Source organism: Pseudoalteromonas sp. SWYJ118 (assembly GCF_015864505.1).
GTDB lineage: Bacteria > Pseudomonadota > Gammaproteobacteria > Enterobacterales > Alteromonadaceae > Pseudoalteromonas > Pseudoalteromonas arctica.
This window is the reverse complement of record NZ_JADYXC010000025.1, coordinates 26,284-50,932: the sequence shown is the minus strand read 5'-3', so window position 1 is coordinate 50,932 and position 24,649 is coordinate 26,284. Positions and strand designations below refer to the sequence as shown.

The following is a 24,649-nucleotide window of genomic DNA, read 5'->3' as shown; positions in this document are numbered from 1 at the left end:
CTAGCAGCCAAATTGCTACTATTAAAAAACCAAAAAGCGCTGTGCAAAAATTGTTATTTAAGCTGCGGCCGTGTAGTATATCGCGCCCTGATATAAACCTCTATTAAAACTAAGAGCAAAACAGATATGACGCAAAAAGTAGTTGTTATTTATTCCGGCGGTATGGACTCATTTACCGTATTAAATAAAGCCCTGCAACAAGGCCATGATGTATATGCCCTATCATTTGACTATGGTCAGCGTCATGTAAAAGAGCTTAAAGTAGCGGCAAGTGTGTGCGAAAAATTAAACGTTCCGCACAAAATTGTTGATATTTCGGCGATTAACCAACTTATTGGTGGCTCATCACTTACTGATGATATTGATGTACCTGAAGGCCATTACGAAGAAGAAAGCATGAAAAGTACGATTGTACCTAATCGTAATATGATTTTGCTCTCACTTGCTGTTGGTTACGCGGTATCGCTTAAAGCTGGCCAAGTTTATTACGGCGCTCACTCTGGGGATCATGCTATTTACCCTGACTGCCGTCCTGAATTTGTGCAAAAAATGGATGATGTGTGTCGTATTGCTAACTACGACGCTGTAGAAATTTTTAGCCCATACTTAAACAATACTAAAATTGGTATTTTAACCGACGGTATTGAAATGGGTTTAGATTACAGCCAAACGTGGACTTGTTATAACGGCCGTGAAAAGGCCTGTGGTAAATGTGGCGCGTGCCAAGAGCGCCTTGAAGCATTTGCCCTAAATAACATTACAGACCCGTTAGAATACGAATAAGCAGCAATTAATTAGTAATACAGTTGCTACAAACAAAAAAGGCTATCATCGATAGCCTTTTTTGTTTAATTTTAACGAGTAGGTATAAATTACAACCAGCGTTTTACGCGCGCTTTGTAAGCGGTAAACTCTTCGCCAAATAATTTAGTGAGCGCACGCTCCTCAGGTATTATTTGGAAAAACGTTAAATACGCAATAAACCCTATAATACATAAAAGTGCCCACAATGAGCTTAACCAAATACCCCACCCTGCTAAAATAAATGCAAAACCCACATACATAGGATTACGTGAGATTTTATAAATGCCGCTAGTAATAAGTTTTGACGCTTGTTCAGGTTTATTAGGGTTTACAGTGGTGTTTGCTAGTTTAAAGCTCGCCACACCTGCAATACAAAAAACACACCCTATAATGAGCAAACTTGCTGCTAAGTAGGTAATAAATGCGGTGAAATCAATAACACTGTAATGCGCAATAAGCGCCATTATGCCTGCAAAAAACAGCACAACAATAACCGGTGGGATTTTATTATTTAACATGGCAACTCACTGTATTGACTAAAGTATGTTTATTATATGGTGGCTATGCTGCCATTAAACAATATCTAAAGTGTATAAATGATGAACACACTCAAAGCTGAGCTTAAGTGAACTATACAAATTAAGTTACAATTGTCAGCTTTATCAAAAGCGCTTAAAGGTTATACTTTAACCATAAACGAATAATAAAATGATAAGGAATGAGATTATGTCTGGAACTACGATGATTGTACTTATTGTGCTAATTTCGGTTGGCTCAGGAGTGGTTTACGATATGTATAAAAAGCATCTTGAGTTTAAGCATAAAATGCAAAACAACAACAGCGATGCCCATAAACAACTAGCTGAAACAAACGCACAAGTGCTTGCACTAAAAGAGCGTGTACAAACACTTGAGGCTATTGTTACTGATTCAAGCTTTAGCGTTAAAGATGAAATTAATAAGCTTTAAATTGTTATAAATAATTTGGATATAAATGCGCGTTTTCTGGCTGCTCAATACCATGTGCAGCTAAAAAGCCACCAATAGCTTGCCCGCATCCCTGTGGTGCTCGCCCGCTGTCTATCTCAAAGTTTAACTGGTTAGCATGTTGCTTACCCATAGAGCACAGCCCTAAGGTACTTGGCGAGCGCATAGCGATACTTAAGTTACCTATTTGTTCAACCACAACGTGCTTACTAAAGCGTGCAAAACCTTTGTACTTAAATTGCTCGTTCACGTAGTCATTACTTGTAGCTACTAATGCCGTAATTAAGCCATGTAAAAAACTATTAGCAGATGAGTCTGCTGTTAAAAACGAAATAGTTTTGTTATTAAACTCGCTAAGTTGGCAACCCTCACATAAAAGCTCAACGGTATATAAATGTTGCTCAGCTACTTGCTGCTGGCTTTTAAGCTCAATACTTTTTCCTGCAAATACAATACGTTTAAGCACTTCATCAACACGACTTTTTGCACTTGCGCTTTTAACAAGCTCAGGGTTTTGCGCCATTACAGGTAAGTCGTGATGGTTATTAAATGGCGTGCTTGTTGCGCCGCTTTGCATTAACTGAAAAAGCTCTCTTACTTCATGTTCACGCGCTACTTTTAACGCTAAAAATGCAGTTTGAATAAGTTCTGAAGTAGGTAAGTTTTCCTCTACTATCCAGCGCCTGCCAAATAATAGCTTTTTGGCTTTACCTTCATTTGTAGATGCACTTTTTTGATAGTTATCTGGGCTCAGCACTGCTACTTGCAGGTAAATTTCTTCACCTTTTTGTGCAGCAAGCACTCTAAAGTGAGCCGAAAACTCAATACTCTCAAGCACTTCATTTACGCTTTGAAGCGTGTGCTTGTAACGTAAAAAATGTTGTGGCACTACCCAGCTACTATTAGCCAATTGCACGAGGGGTGCATAATAAATAGGTTGCTCGTAACTGTGTTGCCATTTTTGCTCATTGCTAAGCAAATGATTAATGTGACTCTTGTTATCTGACATAAATAAACCAAATAAACTCGCGTTGTGCGATATAAACTATGAACACATTACGTCGTCAATGTCGTAATTAGATCACATGTACGCCCTACTTTCGGGCTTTTTTAACTATCGGTGAGTTCTTGATAGTCTGTTATAACTTTTTGATAGTATGGCTTATCTTTATTAAGCATTTTATTATAATGATTTATGAGTTGCCGTTGGTACATAGCGTGTTCTGCACTACTAACATCCCACATATTATTGCCGGTATGACTAATCTCATTATTGCTACTAAAGCTCACTTCAATCACTTCATAAAAACGTTTGTTGTCGTAAACTATTTGCTCACTTACAAGCCCTAAACCTAATTGCTTTAAACCAGCTCGTAACTTATAAGTGTGGTGCACCGGGCATAAAATAAAACGAACACTCTGCAAATTATCAACGGTATTATTAGCAATAATGTGTTGTATTAAACTTAACAACAGCTCACCGCCAACACCTGCTATTACAACTACTTGGCTTTTACTTTGAGCAATTTCAATTTTGCCTACGTCCTGACATAAGACCTGCCACTGCGGTTTTTTATTACAGTTTTTTTGTAATTTATTAATCGATGATAATTGCGCGCTTAAATCGTCCATTAAAGTGGCGACTATATCAACAAAAATGACTTGGTTTGCAGCTGCGCGTTTTAGTAGCGCCATGCCTAAATAACCATGGTCGCAGCAGCAATCCCAAATAATATCGTGATGCTGCGAAATTAGTGTATCAATGGCAGTTAGGCGTTTGCTGAGCTTCATTTAATCAGCAGATTGTGACGTTTTGTAGATAAGTGCTTTTAAGCTTCTGTCGCTGTCTACTTCAATAAAGCGTGCGGTAGGGGCTAGGCGCTCAACAAATTCAATTGCGCCTTCGGTGTGCTCATTTATTAAAACTTTAAACGCATCTTCACTAAGCTCTGGGCTATTAGCACACAATAACAATTGTGTTGTGTCGCAAAGTAGCTCTGGTAATCTGCGCAGCACTTTTTGATAGTCTTTAGTTAATATAAAGCTGCCTTTTTGAAAGCTTGGCGGATCAACTATTATTAAGTCAAACGGGGCTGCTTTTTTTAGTTTTCCAAACGACTTTAAAATATCATGAGGTAAAAAACTCACGCCGCGCTCAAAACCGTTTAGTTGATGGTTTTGCTTACCTACTTTAAGTACGCCTTTGCTCATATCCATGTTCATTACATGATCTGCCCCGCCTTGCATTGCTGCAAGCGAAAACCCACACGTATATGAAAACAAATTAAGCACTTTGCCATGCTTACTATTAGCCATTACAAACTCACGGCCGCTGCGCATATCGGGAAATATTCCGGTATTTTGACGGCTCTGTAAATCAACCAAAAAACGAATGCCGTTTTCGGTTACAACATGCGGGTTAGGTAATTGCCCATAAACCACGGTGTTTTGGCTTTGTACACCAGCGCGTTGCTGATACACAAGTGACGTAATAAGTTCTGGCTGGTTTGCTTGCGCCCACTGCCACACAACATCGGTAAGCTCGCTTAGTGTTTGCTCGTCAATTTCGTCGTACGAAACCAAAAACAAACTTGGCGGATAAAAGTCTAAATTTATATGGCTCAACGCCTCAACACTGTGGCCTCGACCATGAAAAACACGGCACAGTTCATTTTTTAAAATTGGCGCATCTTCAAGCGCAGTAATAAGAGGAGTAAAGTTTGCTGTCATTTTTAATTAATCAACTGTTGTTGTAGTTCATGTATTTCATCGCGAACAGAGCCCGCTTTTTCAAATTCTAGATCGCTTGCGTATGCATGCATTTTGGTTTCAAGCTGCTTAATTTGCACGGTAATTTCTTTCGCGCTAAGTACCTTTTTAGAGTCTTTACGAACAAGTCTAAGGTTATCTTTAGGGCCGGCTTCTTCGCCTACATCCATCGCATCAAGAATCTTTTTGGCTAGTGAATGCGGCTCTATACCGTGTTCAATATTATAAGCATGCTGAATTTCGCGTCTGCGTGCTGTTTCGTCCATGGCCTTAGCCATCGATTTTGTGATTCTGTCGCCATATAAAATAGCGCGACCATCTAAGTGACGTGCAGCACGACCAATGGTTTGAATAATTGAACGCGCTGAACGTAAAAAGCCTTCTTTATCGGCATCAAGTATGGCTACTAGCGCCACCTCTGGCATATCTAGGCCTTCTCGAAGTAAGTTAATACCCACTAACACATCAAACACACCCGCACGTAAATCACGAATAATTTCAACGCGTTCAACCGTGTCTATGTCTGAATGTAAGTAACGCACTTTTACGTCGTGCTCACTTAAGTAATCGGTTAAATCCTCAGACATACGTTTGGTCAAAGTGGTTACAAGTACACGCTCGCCCTTCTCTACACTTTTATAAATTTCTGAAAGTAAGTCATCAACCTGATCGCCTACTGGGCGAACTTCAATAAGTGGGTCAAGCAGTCCTGTTGGGCGAATTACTTGCTCTGCAATTGCGCCCACACAACGCTCTAATTCAAAATCACCAGGTGTAGCCGATACATAAATTGTTTGTGGTGAAATAGCTTCAAATTCTTCAAAGCGCAGCGGCCTGTTGTCCATTGCTGAGGGCATTCTGAAGCCATACTCAACTAAGTTTTCTTTACGGCTTCTGTCGCCTTTATACATTGCGCCAATTTGCGATACGGTTACGTGCGATTCATCAATAATCATCAATGCGTCGTCTGGGAGATAATCAAGTAACGTAGGCGGCGGATCGCCCGGCGTACGGCCCGATAAATAGCGGCTGTAGTTTTCTATACCAGAGCAATAACCTAGCTCCCGCATCATTTCTATATCGTATTGCGTACGCTGTGTTACGCGTTGCTCTTCTACTAATTTATTAGCACTGAGTAACTGGGCTCTTCGATCTTTTAGTTCTTCTTGTATTTTATCGATAGCACCGAGTATTTTTTCACGCGGGGTAACATAGTGTGTTTTTGGATAGATAGTGGTACGTATTATATGCTTTTCGACGGCGCCGGTAAGCGGGTCAAAAATACTTAAGCGCTCTATTTCGTCATCAAACATTTCTACGCGAATTGCGAAGGTGCTAGATTCTGCAGGAAATATATCAACCACTTCACCACGAACACGATATGTACCACGGCTAAAATCTATATCGTTGCGGGTGTATTGTATTTCAGCTAGGCGACGTAGCATGTCGCGTTGGTCTACTTTTTCGCCCACTTTTAAAAGTAGCATCATTTTCATGTATGATTTAGGGTCGCCCAAACCATAAATAGCCGATACCGACGCCACAATAATAGTGTCGCGACGCTCAAGCAGTGCTTTGGTCGCACTTAAACGCATTTGTTCTATATGCTCGTTTATCGAGGCATCTTTTTCAATAAATGTGTCGCTAGATACAACATAGGCTTCTGGCTGGTAGTAATCGTAATACGATACAAAATACTCAACCGCATTTTTAGGGAAAAACTCTTTCATTTCCCCATATAGCTGCGCGGCAAGCGTTTTATTGTGCGCCATTATTATTGTTGGACGGTTTAAATCGTTAATAATATTAGCCATGGTAAAGGTTTTACCTGTACCGGTGGCACCTAATAAAGTTTGGTGTGCAAGGCCTGCTTCTAATCCTTCGCATAGCTGCTTAATCGCTGTGGGCTGATCGCCTGCTGGTTTAAAATGTGATTTTAACTGAAAATGGTCGCTCAATTATTGCACTCCTGTAACGATTCGCCGCTCAGCGCTTCTAGTTTTTTCATAAACCATTTGTATGCCACTATTGCTGTAAATAAGTTACCTAAAGCAGCGCCAATAAATAGCCCTAATAATCCGGCTATTTCGTTGCCTACATAAGCAAATGGTACATAAAATATGAATAACCGAATGACACTTAATACCAATGCGTACATTGGTTTGTGTAAAGCATTAAACGATGAATTTGATAATATGATCACCCCTTGTAAGCCATAACTTAGCGGGATGGTATAAATAAAGAGTTTAATTACATCTATTACGGCTTGTTCTTTACCAAATAATTGGCTTATAACACCTGAAAATGCAATGAGTAATACGTAAATGGCAAATTGCCATACCATTACAAATTTTAGTGTGCCGGTATACGCTTCTTTAACGCGGCATAATTTGCCAGCGCCAAAGTTTTGGCTAACAAATGGCGGTAATGTCATCGATAGTGCAAGCACTAATATACTTGCAATAGATTCTATTCGACTTCCCACTCCAAATGCAGCTACGGCCTCTGGCCCGTGATGCGCAACCATAGCGGTCATTACGGCCATTGCAACCGGTGTAAGCATGTTTGCGCCGGCAGCAGGCAAACCAATTTTTAATATTTTACGAATAGCGCCCGTCACTGTTTGCTTGCCTGCTTTTAGGCTCAACAAGCGTTTTTTAACCGCTAATATATATAAAATAATAACCACAGCAACCGACCATGCAATAACGCTTGCTATGGCCGCGCCTTGAATACCTAACGCTGGTACTGGCCCAAAACCAAATATCAATATAGGGTCGAGTACGGCGTTTATGAGCCCTGCTCCACCCATTACTATACTTGGCGTTTTTGTATCGCCACTGGCCCGCAGTACCGAGTTACCAATCATTGGAGTTATTAAAAATACACTACCGATAAACCATATATTCATGTATTCGTGTATTAACGGCAATACTTGTGCGCCCGCTCCTAGCAAAGTAAATATGGGGTCAATCAGTAAATACCCAACAGATGACAACACAATAACCAGAACCACACCAACCATTAAAGAAATACTGGCGTCAAAACGCGCTTCATCTATTTTATTACTACCGAGCGCTTTTGCTATTACCGCCGATGTACCGATCCCCAGCCCTATTGCTAAGCTAATAACGGTAAAGGTAACCGGAAATGTAAAGCTCACCGCTGCAAGCGGCTCAGTGCCTAGTAAGCTTATAAAGAATGTATCGACAATATTGAACATCATTAGCGTGATCATGCCGAATATCATCGGGATGGTCATCGTCTTTAATGTGGGCAAGATGGGATCGTTTAGTAAATCTGGGCGAGTCTGGGATTTTGAAATTGCGCGCATGAAATAAATAGGCCTCTTTTACTGAACGAATCATTTTAAAGCATCAAGGCAGTTCAAGCCACGGATTTATCACTACAATTGAAGTAATTAAAGAAGTAAAGATTCGAAAAAATAGTAAAACTTAGTTTTTGCATCTTTTTGTTAAAATAGAGCCTAAACACACCAAAAACCAATTAAAACACATTTTTATAACTTTTATTACAAACACCCAGTGATATATGATGCTTTTTTACACAAAGGTACTGCTTGGTTTATCGTTACGAAAAAATTCCCTCATCGAGTTGCATACATTCAGCATCAAATCATAACCCATTGTTTTATATTGAATTAAAAATAGTGATTTAAAAGCTTGAAATCGTTGTAGCACCCTAAACCATTGGTGCCGATGATGTTCTTAAAGTTTCATAAACAGAGTTATCCACAGAAACCGTGGATAACTCATTCAAACCCGCATTTATAAAGGCTTTGAGAGAGCCTCCATTTTCGGTGATATCCAACCAATTGACCATTTGTTAATTGTGGCATTTTTATAAACTCACGCTAAAAACTGTAGCTCACCAATTTTTCTTCTTAACATAGTTGTACGTTAGGTATAAAAAAACGTTTAATACAAAGTTAAGTTATTGATTGCTCTATTTTTGAACGGATAAAACAAATACTCATTTTATACATAGTGATTAGATCACAATTTAGATCAAAAAATATTTCTGTGAATATACGCATAGATATATTTTTAGAAAATTAAAACAAAAAACGAATTAAATACGAAAAATATCGCTAAGTAAAAAATGAGTTTTTATGTTTTTGAGTTGTTTTTTAATAACAAGCCACTTTAATACCGTGTTTAATTTAACCAATTTGAAGGCTCAGCAATAATAAAAGTCACATTGTTATTCTTAAATTTTTAAAAAAGTAACTTTAATAGAGCTATAAAACACGCAGATCGAACACAAAAACAACGAATAAACCTCTTTTTTCAATTTATGACTTTTATATGTTGACACTTTGCGGCGCGGTCATTAATATTTCGCCCCGTTGAAAGGCAAGACGCTTCCCCCTTAGCTCAGTTGGTTAGAGCGACGGACTGTTAATCCGCAGGTCCCCCGTTCGAGTCGGGGAGGGGGAGCCAAGTTTTTCAACCATAAACGATTCCCCCTTAGCTCAGTTGGTTAGAGCGACGGACTGTTAATCCGCAGGTCCCCCGTTCGAGTCGGGGAGGGGGAGCCAAGTTTATGTTTATGATGTAGTTCCCCCTTAGCTCAGTTGGTTAGAGCGACGGACTGTTAATCCGCAGGTCCCCCGTTCGAGTCGGGGAGGGGGAGCCAAATCATCATAATAATATCACTACTTTAGTTCCCCCTTAGCTCAGTTGGTTAGAGCGACGGACTGTTAATCCGCAGGTCCCCCGTTCGAGTCGGGGAGGGGGAGCCAATTCTAAGAATTTCATAGACATCTCAAGCTAATTCCACTACTCTTCCTTATATAACTAAAGCATTAGTTTATTCCTTAATGCGCTGTACTTAGTTTATTAATCAAGGACTTGATTCCTTCCCTTTTGAATTATTAAAAGACTGAAAACATGGCTGGATTTAAAAAACTTATTTTTATACAAATTATCTCTTGGTTATTGTGTGTTGCAGCAGGAAGCTACTTCATATCTATAAGCTTTGATACTGCGGTAAGTGATGCACAAAAAAGTGCGCAAACTACTGTTACTAAGTATATTAATGACCTTTCTTTAGACGATATTTCTGCTCAAAATTTAAAACAATCAATTGCAGATGGTAAAACGTTTTCAAGCTTCACTCTAAGAGATTACCAAGGGGCTGAAATATTTAGTATTAACCCCCCTACTCAATTACCAATGTTTGCTGATTTTGTACTCTCTAACTTTAACTCAGTGCGCCCTCAATTTGCTGTAAATGACGCCTCAGATATAAAAGTTGAATTTGTACTTAACATTGAGCATTTAGCGTCGCAGCTACAAACCTCCCTTTTTATTGTTATTTTGATTTCTGCCATTTTAGTTATTATTCCAATAATTCTAATGAAATCTATTTTTTACCATTTAAATAAAAACATAAGTACAACAGTTGCTGACATTATCGATATTTATATCAATCAAAACCAAGTTGATAATGATTTAGAAACAGCACTAGATGGCACTCGATTGAAAAAAATGGGAAAAGATTTAGTACCTAGCTTTAATCGATTATCACATTTCTTAAAAAACAAAAACGAAGACATACAAAGCGCTGCTATGACTATTAAGCATGAAGCGTACAAAGATGTAATTACCTCGCTTGGTAATCGTAATATGTTTGTTGAGTACTACGAAAAAAATATTGAAAACACTGAGCAAAGTACATTTGGCTCTTTAGCTATGGTTCGTTGTAGCGAACTACAAGCTATAAACCAAAGCCGTGGTTATCAAAAAGGTGATGAGTACGTAAAAGGCGTTGCCGATATTATTAAGCACATAAGCGGCACTTACACTGGCAGCCAAATATTTAGATTAAACAGCTCTGACTTTGCTGTCGTACTACCCCACATTCCTTTAAAAGAAGCTGAGCGCTTTGGTGAAAACCTGCAATCGCGCTTCACGCAGTACCAACAAAACCAAGAGTTAAGCTCGGTAGCAAATACAGGTATTGTAGGTTACGAAAAAGGTAAGCCGTTAGGCGAATTGCTTTCTGTTGTTGATAACGCGATGAGTATGGCGCAATCAAAACAAGTAAACGCATGGCACGTACAACGCGAAACCGATTTAGTTAATAACGTAAGTGCGGGTTTTGGTAATCAAAACTGGCGTAAGGTTATTAAAGAAGTTATTGAATCTAAGCGTGTGCATTTAGTGATGCAAAACATTATGCCGCTTGGTAAAAGCATAAAAGCCTACGCTGAAGTACAAGTTCGATTTAAAACAGAAGACAATCAAGTACTGCCTACCGCTTCTTTTTTAGCGATGGCCGAAAAGCTTGATATGGCAATAGAAATTGATCGCCTGATAATTGACTCTTCTCTTGAAAAGGTTAAAAGCCGTAATTTATCTGAAAAGTTTTTTGGTTTAAACGTAACAGCCTCTAGTGCACACAACGATCAGTTTGTAATTTGGCTAGAGCGCCGATTATTGAAAGATACGCATATTGCATCTAAACTAGTATTTGAAGTAAGCGAGTTTGGTTTACAGCAAAACATCAAGGCTAGTAAGCGCTTTATCGACATGGTTCACCGTGTTGGCGCACGCGTTACAGTTGAACGTTTTGGTGTTGGCTTAACTTCGTTTAAGTTTTTCCGCGATTTAAAACCTGACTTTATTAAAATGGACGCAAGTTATACTCGCGGCCTCGAAGACGATAAAAACAATCAGTACTTTATGCGCTTAATGGTCGATTTAGCCCACCGCATTGGTGTTAGTGTATTTGCTGAGGGCGTTGAGAGCCAAGAAGAAAAGCACATTATAGAAACGTTGTGTTTAGATGGCGTTCAAGGTTATTACATAGAAAAACCTAAAGACATATAGTCTATTGGAGGCATCATGAAAAGAGTAATTACCTTTATTATACTTTTTATTATGCCTTTGAGTTTGTACGCAAACGCCCCGCAAAAAGAATTAGTTTTTAGCACTCATAACTATCCTCCATTTTCATTTGTTGATGAACACGATAATGCCGCTGGCCCCTTTGTTGATATACTTACCTTAGCGTGTAAACGCCTCAATTATAAATGTGAGTTTGTCAGCGTACCAAATCGTCGCTCTAAGCTCATGTTAAAAAACCTGCAAGCTCAAGGAAACTTTCCTATGGGCTGGAATCTTGACCGTGACGAATGGCTTTATTTTTCGATCCCGCTTATGAAAATGCAATATGCCTTTTTTCAACCTGAGGGTGCAAAAAAAACCATCAAAAGCCTCAATGATCTACAAAAAATGCAAATTGCTGTTTTTGGCCCTTCAAATGCGTCTTTTCAACTAATCAAAATACAGCAACAAATGATTAAAGATGGATTGAGGGAATTTGATATTGTTTTACTCACCGATGCCAATGGCACGGGTGTAAAAATGATAGAAAACAATCGTATAGATGGGTACTTTGCCAATACTTTACAAGCACGCGCTAGGCTAAAACAATTTAACTTACATCATGTTAATTTGGCCTTTTTACAAAGCGAATCCCCCTATTTTATTGGTTTTAATAAAATTCAATTATCTCCTGAACAAATTGCCCTATTTAATAAAGCCCTATTAGATTTATACCAAGAACACGATCAATTTAAAGATATTTTAAAGCCATATAATATCGATCCTATTCTAATTACACCTGAAATCTTAAGTCGCTTTAATATCATTACTGATTGAGTCGTTTATTTGCTTCTCATGTGTTGTTAATCGATAAAGAAAAAAGGATAATACCCACGTTTATTATAGCGTGAGGCACACATGACAGAATATGTCTTGTTATTGATTGGAACCGTTCTGGTTAATAACTTTGTATTAGTACAATTTTTAGGCTTATGTCCGTTTATGGGCGTATCAGGTAAGCTTGATACGGCGATTGGTATGTCTTTGGCAACCACGTTTGTGCTTACCCTTGCCTCTGTAACTAGCTATTTAGTTAATCAATATATTTTAATCCCTCTGGATATCGCCTTTTTACGCACCATGAGCTTTATTTTAGTGATTGCCGTTGTAGTGCAATTTACCGAAATGGTTGTGCGTAAAACAAGCCCTACTCTATATCGTTTATTAGGCATATTTTTACCGCTGATCACCACTAACTGTGCGGTATTAGGTGTGGCTTTATTAAATATCAAAGAAGATCATTCGTTTTTACAATCTGCAGTGTATGGTTTTGGTGCTGCGGTTGGTTTTTCTTTAGTGCTTGTATTATTTGCAGCACTACGAGAACGTTTAGCAGCTGCTGACGTTCCTACGCCTTTTAAAGGCGCCTCTATTGCAATGATCACTGCAGGCTTAATGTCGATGGCGTTTATGGGTTTTACTGGATTAGTGAAGTTTTAATATGACCTTGTTTTATGCCTTGATAGCGATTGGTTCGCTAGCACTCATTTTTGGACTTATTTTAGGGTTTGCAGCAATTCGCTTTCGCGTTGAAGGTAACCCTATTGTTGAGCAAATTGATACTATTTTGCCGCAAACTCAATGCGGACAATGTGGCTACCCGGGTTGTCGCCCTTACGCCGAAGCCATAGCCAATGGCGATGAAATAAATAAATGCCCACCGGGCGGCGAATCAACCATGAAAAAGCTTGCCGGCTTAATGGGTGTTGATGAAAAACCACTTGCCGGTGGCGAGCAAGCAGAACCTATAAAAACAGTGGCTTATATTCGCGAAGATGAATGTATTGGCTGTACCAAATGTATTCAAGCCTGCCCGGTTGACGCCATTTTGGGCGCAACTCGTCAAATGCACACTGTATTAATTGATGAATGTACTGGCTGTGATTTATGTGTTGAGCCTTGCCCTGTAGATTGCATTGATATGCTACCTGTAGCCGAAACTAAACAAAACTGGAAATGGCAGCTAGATGCTATTCCTGTTACACAAATAGATTAGAGGTTTGAGTGGACAAGTTACTTGAACAAATAAAAAAAGGCACCGTGTGGGCATTTCCTGGCGGCATACACCCACCACAACAAAAATCACTCTCTAATAGTGCGAGTATCACTCGCCTACCGTTGCCCGACAAACTCATTGTTGCGCTTAAGCAACACATAGGCGCAAACGGTAAGTTACTTGTAGAAAAAGGCCAACACGTCTTAAAAGGCCAACCACTTACAGCGCCTGCTGCTAACTGGTCGGTACCTGTGCATGCTCCAAGCTCTGGTGTGGTTACTGATATTGCACCTATGCCATCAGCACATCCATCGGCCCTACCTGAACTAAGTGTTATTATTGAACCAGACGGCAAAGACGAATGGGTAGCTCTAAATAAAAATAAAAATCCTGCTGAGCTTAGTCATGATGAGCTGATAAATATTATTCACCAAGCCGGTATTAGCGGTATGGGTGGTGCTGGTTTTCCTACTTATGTAAAAGCAGATACCAAGCAACCTATCGAATTTTTGATTGTAAATGCTGTTGAGTGCGAACCTTATATTACTGCCGATGACGTTTTAATGCGCGAACACGCTAAAGAAGTTATCCAAGGCATTGAAATAATGCAGCAACTTTTAAACCCAACACTGTGCATTGTGGGTGTAGAAGATAACAAGCCTGAAGCGATTGCCGCGATGAAGCAAGCAGCTGAGCATAACTCAAAAATTATTATTCAAACGGTGCCAACTATTTATCCATCTGGCGGTGAAAAGCAATTAATTAAATTACTTACTAACCGTGAAGTTCCTAGCATTGGTATTCCTGCCGATATTGGTATTTTAGTGCATAACACCGGGACTTTGTTTGCCGTACAACAAGCCGTTTATGAAGGTAAACCACTCATTGAACGTATAGTTACGGTAACAGGTAACACTATTCATAAGCCTGGGAATGTATGGGCACTACTTGGCACTGAAATAAAGCATTTACTTGATTGCCAAGGTTTCTCACCTGTACCGCAGCAAAGTGTTGTAATGGGCGGCCCAATGATGGGCTTTACGCTACCCACAGTGCGTATTGGCATAGTTAAAACAACTAACTGTATTTTAGCGCCTGATCATAAAGAGCTAGCGGAGCCCGGCCCTGAAAAAGCCTGTATACGTTGTAGCGCTTGTGCTGATGCCTGCCCTGCTTCTTTATTACCACAGCAATTGCAGTGGTTTGCTAAATCAAAAGAGTACGACAAACTACAAGAGCATAATTTATTTGACTGTATTGAGTGTGGTGCTTGTGCATATGTGTGCCCAAGCGAAATCCCTCTTGTACAGTACTACCGTATAGCCAAAGTTGAAATTAAAGAACAACAAGCGGATAAAATTAAAGCCGACAGAGCAAAAGAGCGTTTTGATGCACGAAAAGAGCGTTTAGATCGCGAGCAAGAAGAACGTCAAAACCGCCACAAACGTAAACCTGCAGCTAAATCTGCTGACGAAAAGCAAAAAGTAGCAGAGGCACTAGCCCGCGTTAAAAATAAATCAGATAACGGCGATGAAAAATCAGCTGTTGCAGCTGCTATTGCACGCGCTAAAGCTAAAAAGCTAGGCGATCAATCTGCTGAATTAGAACCTGACAACAGCGAAGTAGCAAAAGAGCGCGCACTACGTAAAGAACAAGCGCGTAAATATAAAGAGCAAAAATCTCAAACAGATGAATCGGCCGATACTGCGCCCGTTGATGATAAAAAATCAGCAGTCGCTGCAGCCATTGCTCGCGCTAAAGCTAAAAAAGCAGCACAAGCATTAGATAACGCTGAACAAGCAGCAAGTGAAGAGCCACAAAACGTGGCCCCTGTTGATGATAAAAAGTCAGCGGTAGCTGCGGCCATTGCTCGAGCTAAAGCTAAAAAAGCAGCACAAGCATTAGATAACGCTGAACAAGCAGCAAGTGAAGAGCCACAAAACGATGCCCCTGTTGATGACAAAAAAGCAGCGGTAGCGGCGGCCATTGCTCGTGCAAAAGCTAAAAAAGCGGCTAAAGCATTAGATGGCGCTGAGCAAACCGTGAGTGAAGAGCCACAAAGCGATATGCCTGCTGATGATAAAAAAGCAGCCGTAGCTGCGGCCATTGCTCGCGCTAAAGCCAAAAAGGCAGCACAAGCATTAGATAACGCTGAACAAACAGTAAGTGAAGAGCCACAAACTGATGCCCCTGTTGATGACAAAAAAGCAGCGGTAGCGGCGGCCATTGCTCGTGCTAAAGCTAAAAAAGCGGCTAAAGCATTAGAAGACGCTGAGCAAAAAGTGAGTGAAGAGCCACAAAGCGATGCCCCTGTTGATGACAAAAAGGCAGCGGTAGCGGCGGCTATTGCCCGCGCTAAAGCTAAAAAAGCAGCTAAAGCATTAGAAGAAACCGAGCAAACCGTGAGTGAAGAGCCACAAAGCGCGGCACCCGTTGATGATAAAAAAGCAGCGGTAGCGGCGGCCATAGCTCGTGCTAAAGCTAAAAAAGCGGCTAAAGCACTAGAAGATACCGAACAAACTCAGCCCCAAGAGCCACAAGTTGATAGCGCAGCACCTAAGAGTGCAGAAAGTAACACCGATGACTCATCAGTTCTTATTAACGCAGATAAACCTAAATCAGCCGACGATAAGAAAAAAGCCGCCGTGGCTGCTGCAATTGCGAGAGCAAAAGCTAAAAAGTTACAAAAAGAAGGAAATAATCAGTCATGAAATTAACCATGGCCAGTTCGCCGCATAATCACAGCCATAAATCGTTAACGCGATTAATGCTTAGCGTTATTGCTGCGTGTATTCCTGGGCTAATTGCTCAAGTTTTCTTTTTTGGTACAGGTGTGCTTATTCAACTGGTACTAGCGCTTGTTGCTGTAAGCGTATTTGAAGCTGCAATAATGCTAATACGAAAGCGCCCTGTTTGGCCTGCATTAAGTGATGGCAGTGCGTGGCTTACTGCCGTGTTATTGGCACTGAGTATCCCACCACTTGCCCCTTGGTGGATAATCGTTATTGGCTGTTTATTTTCTATTGTTATAGTAAAACAGCTTTATGGCGGCCTTGGGTTTAACTTATTCAATCCAGCAATGGCGGCTTATGTACTGCTTTTAGTTTCGTTTCCGGTACAAATGACCGCATGGTTGCCTGTTACCGATTTAATAAATACGCCAATAGCCTTTGCTGATCAGCTAAGGCTAATATTCACCGATTTTACGGCCTCTGGGTTTAGCCTAGATCAAGTACGTGCAGGGATTGATGGCCTAACAATGGCAACACCGCTGGATACTGTTAAAACAGACATAGCACACGGTTTAACCGTTACCGAAAGCATGCAAAAGCCATTATTTAACGAATGGGCTGGCCTTGGTTGGGTGTGGGTTAACTTAGGCTTTTTAGTGGGTGGTTTATACTTATTAAAAGCAAAAATAATTAACTGGCATATTCCTGTAAGTTTTATCGCAAGTTTAGCTGTATGTAGTGCTATTGGTTATATCGCATCACCAGGTACAGAGCCGGGCACCCTATTTCACTTATTAAGTGGTGCCACTATGATGGGGGCCTTTTTTATAGCAACCGATCCGGTATCTGCAGCAACAACTAACAAAGGGCGCTTAATTTATGGCGCGCTAATTGGCTTACTAATTTATTTAATTCGTACCTTTGGTGGTTTTCCTGATGCCATCGCATTTAGCGTATTATTGATTAATATTGCAGTGCCGCTAATAGACTACTACACACAGCCACGTACTTATGGCCATGGAGCAGTAAAATGATCATTTCGTCAATGGCTAAAAATGGTGCTATTTTAACTGCGTTTGCGTTAGCAACAACGGGCTTAGTTGCCTCTATCAACGCGCTTACTGCCGATAAAATTGCAGAGCAAGAACAACTGCAACTTACTGCGCAGCTACAAGAAGTGCTCGACCCAAAATCGTACGACAATCAATTATCACAAGATTGCGTAATTATTACTGACGAAAAACTAGGCCCACACGCAAACCAAGTAATTTACCGTGCTCGTAAAAACAATAAACCAGTCGCTGTTGTTATTAGGCATGTTACGCCAAACGGCTACAGTGGCGATATTAACTTATTAACAGCTGTATTGAGCGATGGCACTATTGCTGGCGTGCGTACGACTAAACACGAAGAAACCCCTGGTTTAGGCGACAAAGTAGAAGTTAAAAAATCACTTTGGATCACAACATTTAAAAGCTTAACGGTTGAAGGCGAAGAAGACGCTCGCTGGGCTGTAAAAAAAGATGGCGGCCAGTTTGATCAATTTACAGGCGCGACCATAACGCCACGTGCTGTTGTGGGCTCTGTTAAAAATGCCGTATTGTTCGCACAAACTAATTTTGATGATATTTTTGCAGCACCTAATGCCGAATGTATGGAGGTAGCTAAATGAGTGAGTTAAAAACATTATACAAAGAAGGTGTATGGGTAAATAACCCTGCCCTTGTGCAGCTTTTAGGTTTATGTCCACTGCTTGCCGTTACCTCAACGGTAACAAATGCCTTAGGTTTAGGCTTAGCAACTTTACTCGTACTAATAGGCTCTAATGTTACCGTATCAATTGTGCGTAACTGGGTGCCAAAAGATATTCGTATACCTGTATTTGTAATGATCATCGCGGGCTTTGTAACAATAGTTCAATTACTTATGAACGCTTATACCTTTGGTTTATATCAATCATTGGGAATTTTTATTCCGTTGATTGTAACTAACTGCGCCATTATTGGCCGCGCCGAAGCATATGCCTCTAAAAACCCTGTTCATTTATCAGCATTTGACGGCTTAATGATGGGCTTAGGCTTTATGGCTGTACTGTTAGTATTAGGTACTATGCGCGAACTAATCGGCCAAGGTACGCTGTTTGACGGTGCCGACTTATTACTTGGCCAATGGGCACAGAGCTTGCGCATAGAAGTATTTAACTTTGATAACCAATTTTTACTCGCAATTTTACCACCGGGTGCCTTTTTAGGACTTGGGCTACTTATTGCTGCAAAAAACGTAATTGACGCACAAATAAAATCAAAACAAGTTGCACCGCCAGAGGCTGAAAAAGGCCCTCGAGCACGTGTTACTAGCTTAACTTAAGGGGAAAACGTATTAGAGCAACAATTAGCACTAATACGTTTTAAGTTGCATGAATAAAGAAAAACGTCACCAAATACTGTCGCGCCTGCGCGACGATAACCCGCATCCAGTTACAGAGCTTGAATATTCAAGCCCATTTGAGTTGCTAGTAGCAGTAACTCTTTCAGCACAAGCAACCGATGTAGGCGTTAATAAAGCCACTCGTAAACTTTTTCCAGTTGCCAATACGCCACAAGCAATTTTAGATATAGGTCACGATACACTGCGTGATTATATAAAAACTATCGGCTTATTTAATTCCAAAGCTGCTAACGTATACAAAATGTGCCAAATATTGGTGGATGAGCACAACAGCATCGTGCCAGAAAATCGTGAAGCGTTAGAGGCTCTACCGGGCGTTGGCAGAAAAACAGCTAATGTTGTACTCAATACCGCCTTTGGCTGGCCTGTAATAGCCGTGGATACACATATATTTCGTGTATCTAATCGTACTAAACTTGCCATGGGTAAAGATGTTGTAGCTGTAGAACAAAAGCTTGAAAAAGTAGTACCTGCTGAATTTAAAGTAGACGTGCATCATTGGTTGATTCTTCACGGACGTTACACCTGCGTAGCGCGTAAGCCAAAATGCGGCAGCTGTATTATTGAAGACTTGTGTGAATTTAAAGATAAGACTGAATAGCCTTAGCTCTCTTTAGAGCAAATTGTGGACTGTTAATAATTATGATGCCTGGAGTCAAGATTTGGCCCTTTAGTTTTTTATTTTTCTCTAATAACACAGGTAATTTCTTTAGGGTTAGTTTTCCAAATATGATCGAAACCGCTAGAAATCATTACTTCAATATTTCCTTGGGGTGCCTCAATTAATAAGTATCTATCATGAGAGCTTTGATATAGTGTGCTTTCTGAAACTACCCAGTCAATACAAATTGATTTAGCAAAGCCATCCGTCACCTTAGTGCTATTTTTAATGACTGCTAAAGTATTTGGTGTTTCAACAAACTGAATGTCTAATTTATTTCTAGGAAATACAGCTCTAAATAAACTTTGAGTATTATCCCAACCTTGCGCTAAATAATTGTCACAGATAGTTACTCGGGTAGCAGAAAAACAAAGCATTTGAAGGTATCGAACGAGATCACCTCTATTCTCTGAAGCTTTTAGGCTAATAGTTATCTGATTTGAAATAAATGAAGAGCGATAATATACATAGGGTAAAATTGCCTCTTCATCTTCAGTTAAAATTACTTTCAAGCTTGTTTTGGATGCTAATACTTCCAGAGAATCATCTCTGTCAGGCTCGTTCTGAAGCTGGGGCATTAGTCTATCGTATACAGTTTGATTTAATCCATCAGCTTTAGCTCTTATTAGTTGCTTTTTATTTGTTTTATATGGCAGTGATATCAACTTCATCAAGCGCTTATATTTCTTTTGGTATTTGCGAGGTTCAAAAGCCATATTTTCATAAGCAATTAACAAGGAGGTGTTGAGAACCATTTTTTCAGCCATCAGTTACCTCATGCTCATCAAGTCAGAGAGTGTTGCATCAAAAAAGCCACTAGGAAAGCTAATAATATTGCCATCAATATCGTTAAACTCGCCATTATCATCTATTAAAATAGTTTCAAAGTCACTTTCAACACTGCTTTTATAATGGATGACAATGTCATCGCTCGATATATGATCTTCATAAACTTCGTAAGCAATTTTGTTTATCAAGTGCTCGCAGTGAGTTTCAACTACTAACTGTATTCCACTGTTTGCAATAAATGACAAAAACACCCCTAGTTGGGCTTGGGCTTTTGGATGCAATTGAATTTCTGGATTCTCCAAGAGTACCAGATCCCCTTTTTTTCCCATTAAACATATTATGATGACCTTAGAGATATAGCTTATTCCAGCCCCAAGGTTGAATGGGGATACATTGCTATCGATATCCTTTACGTTAAAAGAAACCTTTACTTTGTCACTAATATTTTCCGTAACAAGTTCAGTATTAGAGCCAGTTATAAAGCTCAACCACTTACTGACTTGATATGAAATAGTTTTAGATCCTTCAAATTTAAGTAATGAGTCTGGTAATTTTTTACCCTTTACTTTATCAAAAGTTGAAAATAGATATTCACCTAAATTACCGACTTTACGCTCCGATATTTGCACTAGATCTTGTGCACCTATTCGGTTTGCATTTAGATATAAAAGCTCTATACCACTACATTCCTCCTTTAGCTCATAAAGGTAAGGTAGATTGCTCGACATATGCAGAGAATCTGAAGTGATGTCTAAGGAGTAGTTATTATTCTCAGTGTCAATTGCGGTTATGTTAATGGACTTCGCGTTGTTCTTTTTATTACGTATTGTCGCAAAGTCACTTAAGTATCGAATAAGTTCTTCCATACTATAGCGATTACTAGCATCGCTGTTTCTGATAAGCAGCATCAAGGCTTGAATAGCGGTTGATTTCCCAGAAGAATTTGCCCCAGTCAAAAGTGTCAATGGAGCAAGTCTTAGAGATGCACTATCAATACTCTTTAAATTTTTAATATCAAGTTGCTTAAGCATTGTTAAGTCCTTGTGTTATTTTTTGAGCTTTATCAAACCTAACTCTTACAAATTCTGCGGTATCAATTGAACCTGAAAAAAGGCCTTCATCATCTACGTTTACTTTATGATCATCGATAAGTTCTTTAGCTTTTTGATGATCTAATTGCTTATAGTCTACATAGCAAAATGCAAATACTAACATTTCAAACAGCCCCATGTTTACAGGTCGCCTATTTCCGCCTCCATTCGGCTTAAACCGAAATGCTTCGTCCCCTAAGACGTTGTATACACTTTCCATTCCGTATAAACATACATTTTTAACGTGAGCTATCAGGCTTGCTGAGGCTTTAGTATTTATATATTTCATGACTGAAGCTAAGAATGCATCAACATCTGATTTATATTGAATAGAGGAGTCTTTTAGCTGATCTGTGATCAATAGATAGAACGCGACAAACCTCAGTACTAAGTATCTATCACGCATACGGTTTGGTTTTACACCATTACCTGTTGCGTTATTAAATTGCTGGCTTTCTGCTAGCTCTTTAATAAGGATTGTAGCCTTTCCTTGATATAGAGCATGACGCATTTCCTGTTTGTTTAAGTTAATTCCACCTCGGTTGACTCGCTCAAAAATATTGAACTTTACGTATTCTGGTGTTGGTGGTTGTATCACATAAGAATGTAGTTGATAGTCTTCCAACTTCGCTTGTAGTAAAGGAGGTATGTCATCGAATTTCTTTCCTTTGAGATCAGGAAGCATAGAAAGATTTGTTAGCGTAAACTTGTTGTTTTTGAATTGTTTTAAAGCTGTAATCCTTTGTTTACCATCGATAATTTGTCTCACACCTTCTTCATCTTCGAATAGGTATATCAAAGGTATAGGAATGCCCATTAGTATTGACTCGATCAACTCAGATTGATGCTTTCTGTCCCAGACATTTTTTCGCTGGAAATCAGGAGCAAGAACTAAATCACCTCGACCCTCCTTACGAAGTAGTTCAAATATGCTAGATTGCTCTTTAGCGATCCGTATTTGAGTATCTGTACCCATTTGATGTGGGTGCGCAGTTAACTCAAGTTCGCCTTGATTTTCAATTTCAATTACATCATCTGCATCAATCATTTGTTAGCCCTGACTTTTTCTATATAATATCATTTGATAGCGCCTTACTATAAGCATAATAACTATATTTTTTTTATGTTTGCCAATCCTGCATATCAACCTTGCCAGTCACTACTACTGAAATTAGTGCAAGATTCAATTATTAGACGTACAAAATAGGCTAACTAATTGATCCTAATCCATGCTTCAGTTCGTTAAAGCTCAAGTACCAGATTTTAGTCTCTTTCACCTATCGATATCTTGTAAATAAATCTAGATAAAACATTTTTATACGTAAGGCCGTGTTAGTAAAATTGTACAATTAATAGAACATTATCAAAGTATTAATTTCACAAGTTACACTCCTTTGGTTATGCTACTGAGTATTATAAATTATATTGCGAAACCCCCTATGCTACCTCTACTTCGTATCTTGATAATTGAACAAGACCCAGCCACCTTACAAGGGCTTTCAACTAATCTGTCAAAGACCATTCCTAACTTTGAGCGAGATGATATTCATATCGATATTATTGAATGCCTCGAGCTTAAACGCGCGTTGGAACATGTAGAGGAAGATGGTGATATTCAAGCCGTAGTTCTAAGCTGGGATATGCACAACAAGGTGGGTGAGCGGATGTATAGCCGCTTTATTGAAGAGTTAAAGGCAATTCGTCTTGAGCTGCCGGTTTATGTTATTGGCGACGACACTAAAGGGCTGGAGATCGTAAACGAATCAGAAGAAATCGAATCCTTCTTTTTTAAAGATGAAGTAATTTCTGACCCAGAAGCTATTTTAGGTTATATGATTAACGATTTTGACGACCGCTCTGAAACGCCATTTTGGACGGCATATCGTCGTTACGTTGGTGAAGCAAACGACTCTTGGCACACACCGGGTCATAGTGGAGGTTCTAGCTTTAGAAACTCACCTTACATCAAAGATTTTTATCAGTTTTACGGCCGCAATGTATTTGTTGGCGACCTGTCGGTTTCGGTAGACTCGCTAGGTTCATTATCAGACAGCACCAATACCATTGGTCGCGCTCAAGAATCAGCCGCGGCGACGTTTGAGGTTAAACACACCTACTTTGTTACAAATGGTTCATCTACCTCAAATAAAATCATCTTGCAGACACTGCTGCGCAAGGGAGATAAAGTAATTGTCGACCGTAATTGCCATAAGTCCGTACACTATGGCATCTTGCAATCAGCTAGTTACCCCATTTATTTGGCGAGTATACTAAATCCAAAATACGGTATTTTCGCGCCACCGTCGTTGGCCGATATTAAGTTGGCAATTGAAAACAATACAGATGCTAAATTATTGGTGCTTACTGGTTGTACTTACGATGGTCTACTTAGCGATCTGAAACAAGTGGTAGATTACGCTCATCAACATGGTATTAAAGTGTTTATAGATGAAGCCTGGTTTGCATATTCTTTGTTTCATCCTAGCTTTCGTCATTATTCAGCCATACATGCTGGGGCTGACTACATTACGCATTCGGCGCATAAAGTAGTATCGGCATTTTCTCAGGCGTCTTATATTCATATTAACGACCCCGATTTTGATGCAGATTTCTTCCGCGATATTTACAGTATCTACGCGAGCACATCGCCTAAATATCAGCTTATTGCGTCTCTCGACGTATGCCAAAAGCAATTAGAGATGGAAGGCTATAAGCTGCTCAACGCGCTGCTAAATCATGTTGAAGAGTTTAAACAACAGATGGCCTCGCTTAAGCAAATTAAAGTATTAGCTAAGCAAGACTTTATGGAAATATTCCCGCATTTTAGTGGTGATAACATGGGTCACGACCCATTAAAAATCCTTATTGATATTAGTGAGCTACCTTACTCATTAAAAGATATTCATAAATATCTACTGGATGAAATTGGGCTAGAGATAGAAAAATACACACACAGCACCATTTTGGTTTTACTTACGCTTGGCGGCACGCGCTCAAAAATAATTCGTTTGTACAATGCGTTGAAAAAGCTAGACAGCGGTAAGGTAAAGCTATCGAAATCGACGCGTAGAGCTCGCTTACCTGAAAATTTACCTGCCATAGACTTGGCGTGTATTCCAAGCGATGCTTTTTATGGCGACCGCGAATCTGTACCTATCAGTAAAAGCAACAACCGCATTTGTGCAGGTTTAGTTACTCCATATCCACCAGGTATACCACTTTTAGTACCGGGCCAGCATATCACTGATGACCATATCGAATATTTACAAGAGTTGGCAAGCCAAGGACTGACGATACAAGGCAGTTTCGATGGTGAAATTTATGTTCTTAAGGGTAAGGTTAAAAAATAAAGGTATTGGTTTAATACTATCTCAATAATAATTACTGGTGGCAGTGCCGCAAGACATTGCCGCAGTAACAGTATTTAAAAGTAAATACAAAGTGGGATAAATCATCCT

21 protein-coding genes and 4 tRNA genes are annotated in these 24,649 nt (G+C 39.7%); 16 read left to right on the top strand and 9 right to left on the bottom strand.

From position 1 onward, the window contains the following. Positions 1-126: 126 nt before the first annotated feature. Positions 127-783: a 7-cyano-7-deazaguanine synthase QueC gene (gene queC / locus I6F48_RS18280; protein WP_007583902.1), complete on the top strand. Its 657-nt coding sequence runs from the start codon at positions 127-129 to the stop codon at positions 781-783. An 89-nt stretch (positions 784-872) separates the two neighbouring features. On the opposite strand, the gene I6F48_RS18275 is transcribed toward queC, so the two are convergent. Then, entirely contained in the window at positions 873-1,322 is a 450-nt protein-coding gene (locus I6F48_RS18275; RefSeq protein ID WP_197120009.1) for a methyltransferase family protein, read from the bottom strand. Positions 1,323-1,530: 208 nt separating this feature from the next. Here I6F48_RS18275 and I6F48_RS18270 point away from each other — a divergent pair, with 208 nt between their 5' ends. Beyond that, entirely contained in the window at positions 1,531-1,773 is a 243-nt protein-coding gene (locus tag I6F48_RS18270) for a hypothetical protein (protein WP_007583900.1), read from the top strand. A 4-nt stretch (positions 1,774-1,777) separates the two neighbouring features. Here the strand turns inward: I6F48_RS18270 and I6F48_RS18265 are convergent, their stop codons facing one another. The 5 genes from I6F48_RS18265 to I6F48_RS18245 form a co-directional block, all read right to left on the bottom strand. Next, positions 1,778-2,800 carry a hypothetical protein gene (locus tag I6F48_RS18265; protein WP_165740061.1) on the bottom strand — a complete coding sequence of 341 codons (1,023 nt, stop codon included), beginning with the start codon at positions 2,798-2,800 and terminating at the stop codon, positions 1,778-1,780. A gap of 101 nt (positions 2,801-2,901) precedes the next feature. Continuing rightward, on the bottom strand, positions 2,902-3,582 hold the full coding sequence (locus tag I6F48_RS18260) for a tRNA (adenine(22)-N(1))-methyltransferase (RefSeq protein WP_165740059.1): 681 nt from the start codon (positions 3,580-3,582) through the stop codon (positions 2,902-2,904). Beyond that, the gene (locus I6F48_RS18255; protein ID WP_197120008.1) at positions 3,583-4,521 is read right to left on the bottom strand and encodes a class I SAM-dependent methyltransferase; all 939 of its coding nucleotides are present in this window, start codon (positions 4,519-4,521) and stop codon (positions 3,583-3,585) included. 2 nt (positions 4,522-4,523) lie between these two features. Beyond that, a complete protein-coding gene (uvrB, locus tag I6F48_RS18250) occupies positions 4,524-6,518 on the bottom strand; it encodes an excinuclease ABC subunit UvrB (protein ID WP_165728184.1) in 1,995 nt (664 codons plus the stop codon). Next, positions 6,515-7,894 (bottom strand): MATE family efflux transporter, encoded by a 1,380-nt coding sequence (locus I6F48_RS18245; RefSeq protein WP_024591018.1) that lies wholly within the window; start codon positions 7,892-7,894, stop codon positions 6,515-6,517. Before I6F48_RS18245 ends, uvrB begins: the two co-directional genes overlap by 4 nt. A 1,052-nt stretch (positions 7,895-8,946) precedes the next feature. Between I6F48_RS18245 and I6F48_RS18240 the strand changes: the two genes are divergently transcribed. From I6F48_RS18240 to nth, 13 genes are all read left to right on the top strand, one after another. After that, positions 8,947-9,023 (top strand) — tRNA-Asn (locus tag I6F48_RS18240). A 21-nt stretch (positions 9,024-9,044) separates the two neighbouring features. Further along, a tRNA-Asn gene (locus I6F48_RS18235) sits at positions 9,045-9,121 on the top strand. A gap of 21 nt (positions 9,122-9,142) precedes the next feature. Next, positions 9,143-9,219: transfer RNA gene (locus I6F48_RS18230), tRNA-Asn, on the top strand. Between the two features lie 29 nt (positions 9,220-9,248). Further along, a tRNA-Asn gene (locus I6F48_RS18225) sits at positions 9,249-9,325 on the top strand. A 148-nt stretch (positions 9,326-9,473) separates the two neighbouring features. Next, on the top strand, positions 9,474-11,417 hold the full coding sequence (locus I6F48_RS18220) for an EAL domain-containing protein (protein ID WP_024592352.1): 1,944 nt from the start codon (positions 9,474-9,476) through the stop codon (positions 11,415-11,417). Between the two features lie 15 nt (positions 11,418-11,432). Beyond that, on the top strand, positions 11,433-12,251 hold the full coding sequence (locus I6F48_RS18215; protein WP_197120007.1) for a substrate-binding periplasmic protein: 819 nt from the start codon (positions 11,433-11,435) through the stop codon (positions 12,249-12,251). Positions 12,252-12,332: 81 nt separating this feature from the next. Beyond that, positions 12,333-12,914, top strand: coding sequence for an electron transport complex subunit RsxA (rsxA, locus tag I6F48_RS18210; RefSeq protein WP_008172491.1), 582 nt, complete (start codon positions 12,333-12,335; stop codon positions 12,912-12,914). A 1-nt stretch (position 12,915) separates the two neighbouring features. Continuing rightward, entirely contained in the window at positions 12,916-13,470 is a 555-nt protein-coding gene (gene rsxB, locus I6F48_RS18205) for an electron transport complex subunit RsxB (RefSeq protein WP_007585357.1), read from the top strand. An 8-nt stretch (positions 13,471-13,478) separates the two neighbouring features. Continuing rightward, positions 13,479-16,181, top strand: coding sequence for an electron transport complex subunit RsxC (gene rsxC / locus I6F48_RS18200; RefSeq protein WP_197120006.1), 2,703 nt, complete (start codon positions 13,479-13,481; stop codon positions 16,179-16,181). Next, positions 16,178-17,236, top strand: a complete 1,059-nt coding sequence (gene rsxD, locus I6F48_RS18195; protein WP_197120005.1) for an electron transport complex subunit RsxD — start codon at positions 16,178-16,180, stop codon at positions 17,234-17,236. Before rsxC ends, rsxD begins: the two co-directional genes overlap by 4 nt. Continuing rightward, on the top strand, positions 17,233-17,874 hold the full coding sequence (gene rsxG, locus I6F48_RS18190; protein WP_002962266.1) for an electron transport complex subunit RsxG: 642 nt from the start codon (positions 17,233-17,235) through the stop codon (positions 17,872-17,874). Before rsxD ends, rsxG begins: the two co-directional genes overlap by 4 nt. Further along, the gene (locus tag I6F48_RS18185) at positions 17,871-18,569 is read left to right on the top strand and encodes an electron transport complex subunit E (protein ID WP_193226042.1); all 699 of its coding nucleotides are present in this window, start codon (positions 17,871-17,873) and stop codon (positions 18,567-18,569) included. Before rsxG ends, I6F48_RS18185 begins: the two co-directional genes overlap by 4 nt. Before the next feature lie 49 nt (positions 18,570-18,618). Beyond that, the gene (gene nth / locus I6F48_RS18180) at positions 18,619-19,251 is read left to right on the top strand and encodes an endonuclease III (protein WP_007379030.1); all 633 of its coding nucleotides are present in this window, start codon (positions 18,619-18,621) and stop codon (positions 19,249-19,251) included. 77 nt (positions 19,252-19,328) lie between these two features. Here nth and I6F48_RS18175 read toward each other — a convergent pair whose 3' ends face one another. Genes I6F48_RS18175 through I6F48_RS18165 form a run of 3 tightly spaced genes read right to left on the bottom strand, consistent with a single transcriptional unit; the run spans position 19,329 to position 22,239 of the window. Continuing rightward, entirely contained in the window at positions 19,329-20,078 is a 750-nt protein-coding gene (locus I6F48_RS18175) for a hypothetical protein (protein WP_197120004.1), read from the bottom strand. 3 nt (positions 20,079-20,081) lie between these two features. Then, the gene (locus I6F48_RS18170) at positions 20,082-21,131 is read right to left on the bottom strand and encodes an AAA family ATPase (protein ID WP_197120003.1); all 1,050 of its coding nucleotides are present in this window, start codon (positions 21,129-21,131) and stop codon (positions 20,082-20,084) included. Beyond that, positions 21,124-22,239, bottom strand: a complete 1,116-nt coding sequence (locus I6F48_RS18165) for a DUF262 domain-containing protein (protein WP_197120002.1) — start codon at positions 22,237-22,239, stop codon at positions 21,124-21,126. The genes I6F48_RS18170 and I6F48_RS18165 overlap by 8 nt, the downstream gene beginning before the upstream one ends. A 391-nt stretch (positions 22,240-22,630) precedes the next feature. On the opposite strand from I6F48_RS18165, the gene I6F48_RS18160 reads away from it, so the two are divergent. Then, complete coding sequence (locus I6F48_RS18160; RefSeq protein ID WP_197120001.1) at positions 22,631-24,541, top strand: aminotransferase class V-fold PLP-dependent enzyme; 1,911 nt, start codon at positions 22,631-22,633, stop codon at positions 24,539-24,541. The last annotated feature ends 108 nt before the right edge of the window (positions 24,542-24,649 follow it).

Excerpts from the sequence above, each read along its gene's own strand:
- queC (WP_007583902.1), top strand. The coding sequence starts at position 127 with ATGACGCAAAAAGTAGTTGTTATTTATTCCGGCGGTATGGACTCATTT.
- I6F48_RS18275 (WP_197120009.1), bottom strand. The coding sequence starts at position 1,322 with ATGTTAAATAATAAAATCCCACCGGTTATTGTTGTGCTGTTTTTTGCA.
- I6F48_RS18270 (WP_007583900.1), top strand. The coding sequence starts at position 1,531 with ATGTCTGGAACTACGATGATTGTACTTATTGTGCTAATTTCGGTTGGC.
- I6F48_RS18265 (WP_165740061.1), bottom strand. The coding sequence starts at position 2,800 with ATGTCAGATAACAAGAGTCACATTAATCATTTGCTTAGCAATGAGCAA.
- I6F48_RS18260 (WP_165740059.1), bottom strand. The coding sequence starts at position 3,582 with ATGAAGCTCAGCAAACGCCTAACTGCCATTGATACACTAATTTCGCAG.
- I6F48_RS18255 (WP_197120008.1), bottom strand. The coding sequence starts at position 4,521 with ATGACAGCAAACTTTACTCCTCTTATTACTGCGCTTGAAGATGCGCCA.
- I6F48_RS18245 (WP_024591018.1), bottom strand. The coding sequence starts at position 7,894 with ATGCGCGCAATTTCAAAATCCCAGACTCGCCCAGATTTACTAAACGAT.
- I6F48_RS18220 (WP_024592352.1), top strand. The coding sequence starts at position 9,474 with ATGGCTGGATTTAAAAAACTTATTTTTATACAAATTATCTCTTGGTTA.
- I6F48_RS18215 (WP_197120007.1), top strand. The coding sequence starts at position 11,433 with ATGAAAAGAGTAATTACCTTTATTATACTTTTTATTATGCCTTTGAGT.
- rsxA (WP_008172491.1), top strand. The coding sequence starts at position 12,333 with ATGACAGAATATGTCTTGTTATTGATTGGAACCGTTCTGGTTAATAAC.
- rsxB (WP_007585357.1), top strand. The coding sequence starts at position 12,916 with ATGACCTTGTTTTATGCCTTGATAGCGATTGGTTCGCTAGCACTCATT.
- rsxD (WP_197120005.1), top strand. The coding sequence starts at position 16,178 with ATGAAATTAACCATGGCCAGTTCGCCGCATAATCACAGCCATAAATCG.
- rsxG (WP_002962266.1), top strand. The coding sequence starts at position 17,233 with ATGATCATTTCGTCAATGGCTAAAAATGGTGCTATTTTAACTGCGTTT.
- I6F48_RS18185 (WP_193226042.1), top strand. The coding sequence starts at position 17,871 with ATGAGTGAGTTAAAAACATTATACAAAGAAGGTGTATGGGTAAATAAC.
- nth (WP_007379030.1), top strand. The coding sequence starts at position 18,619 with ATGAATAAAGAAAAACGTCACCAAATACTGTCGCGCCTGCGCGACGAT.
- I6F48_RS18175 (WP_197120004.1), bottom strand. The coding sequence starts at position 20,078 with ATGGCTGAAAAAATGGTTCTCAACACCTCCTTGTTAATTGCTTATGAA.
- I6F48_RS18170 (WP_197120003.1), bottom strand. The coding sequence starts at position 21,131 with ATGCTTAAGCAACTTGATATTAAAAATTTAAAGAGTATTGATAGTGCA.
- I6F48_RS18165 (WP_197120002.1), bottom strand. The coding sequence starts at position 22,239 with ATGATTGATGCAGATGATGTAATTGAAATTGAAAATCAAGGCGAACTT.
- I6F48_RS18160 (WP_197120001.1), top strand. The coding sequence starts at position 22,631 with ATGCTACCTCTACTTCGTATCTTGATAATTGAACAAGACCCAGCCACC.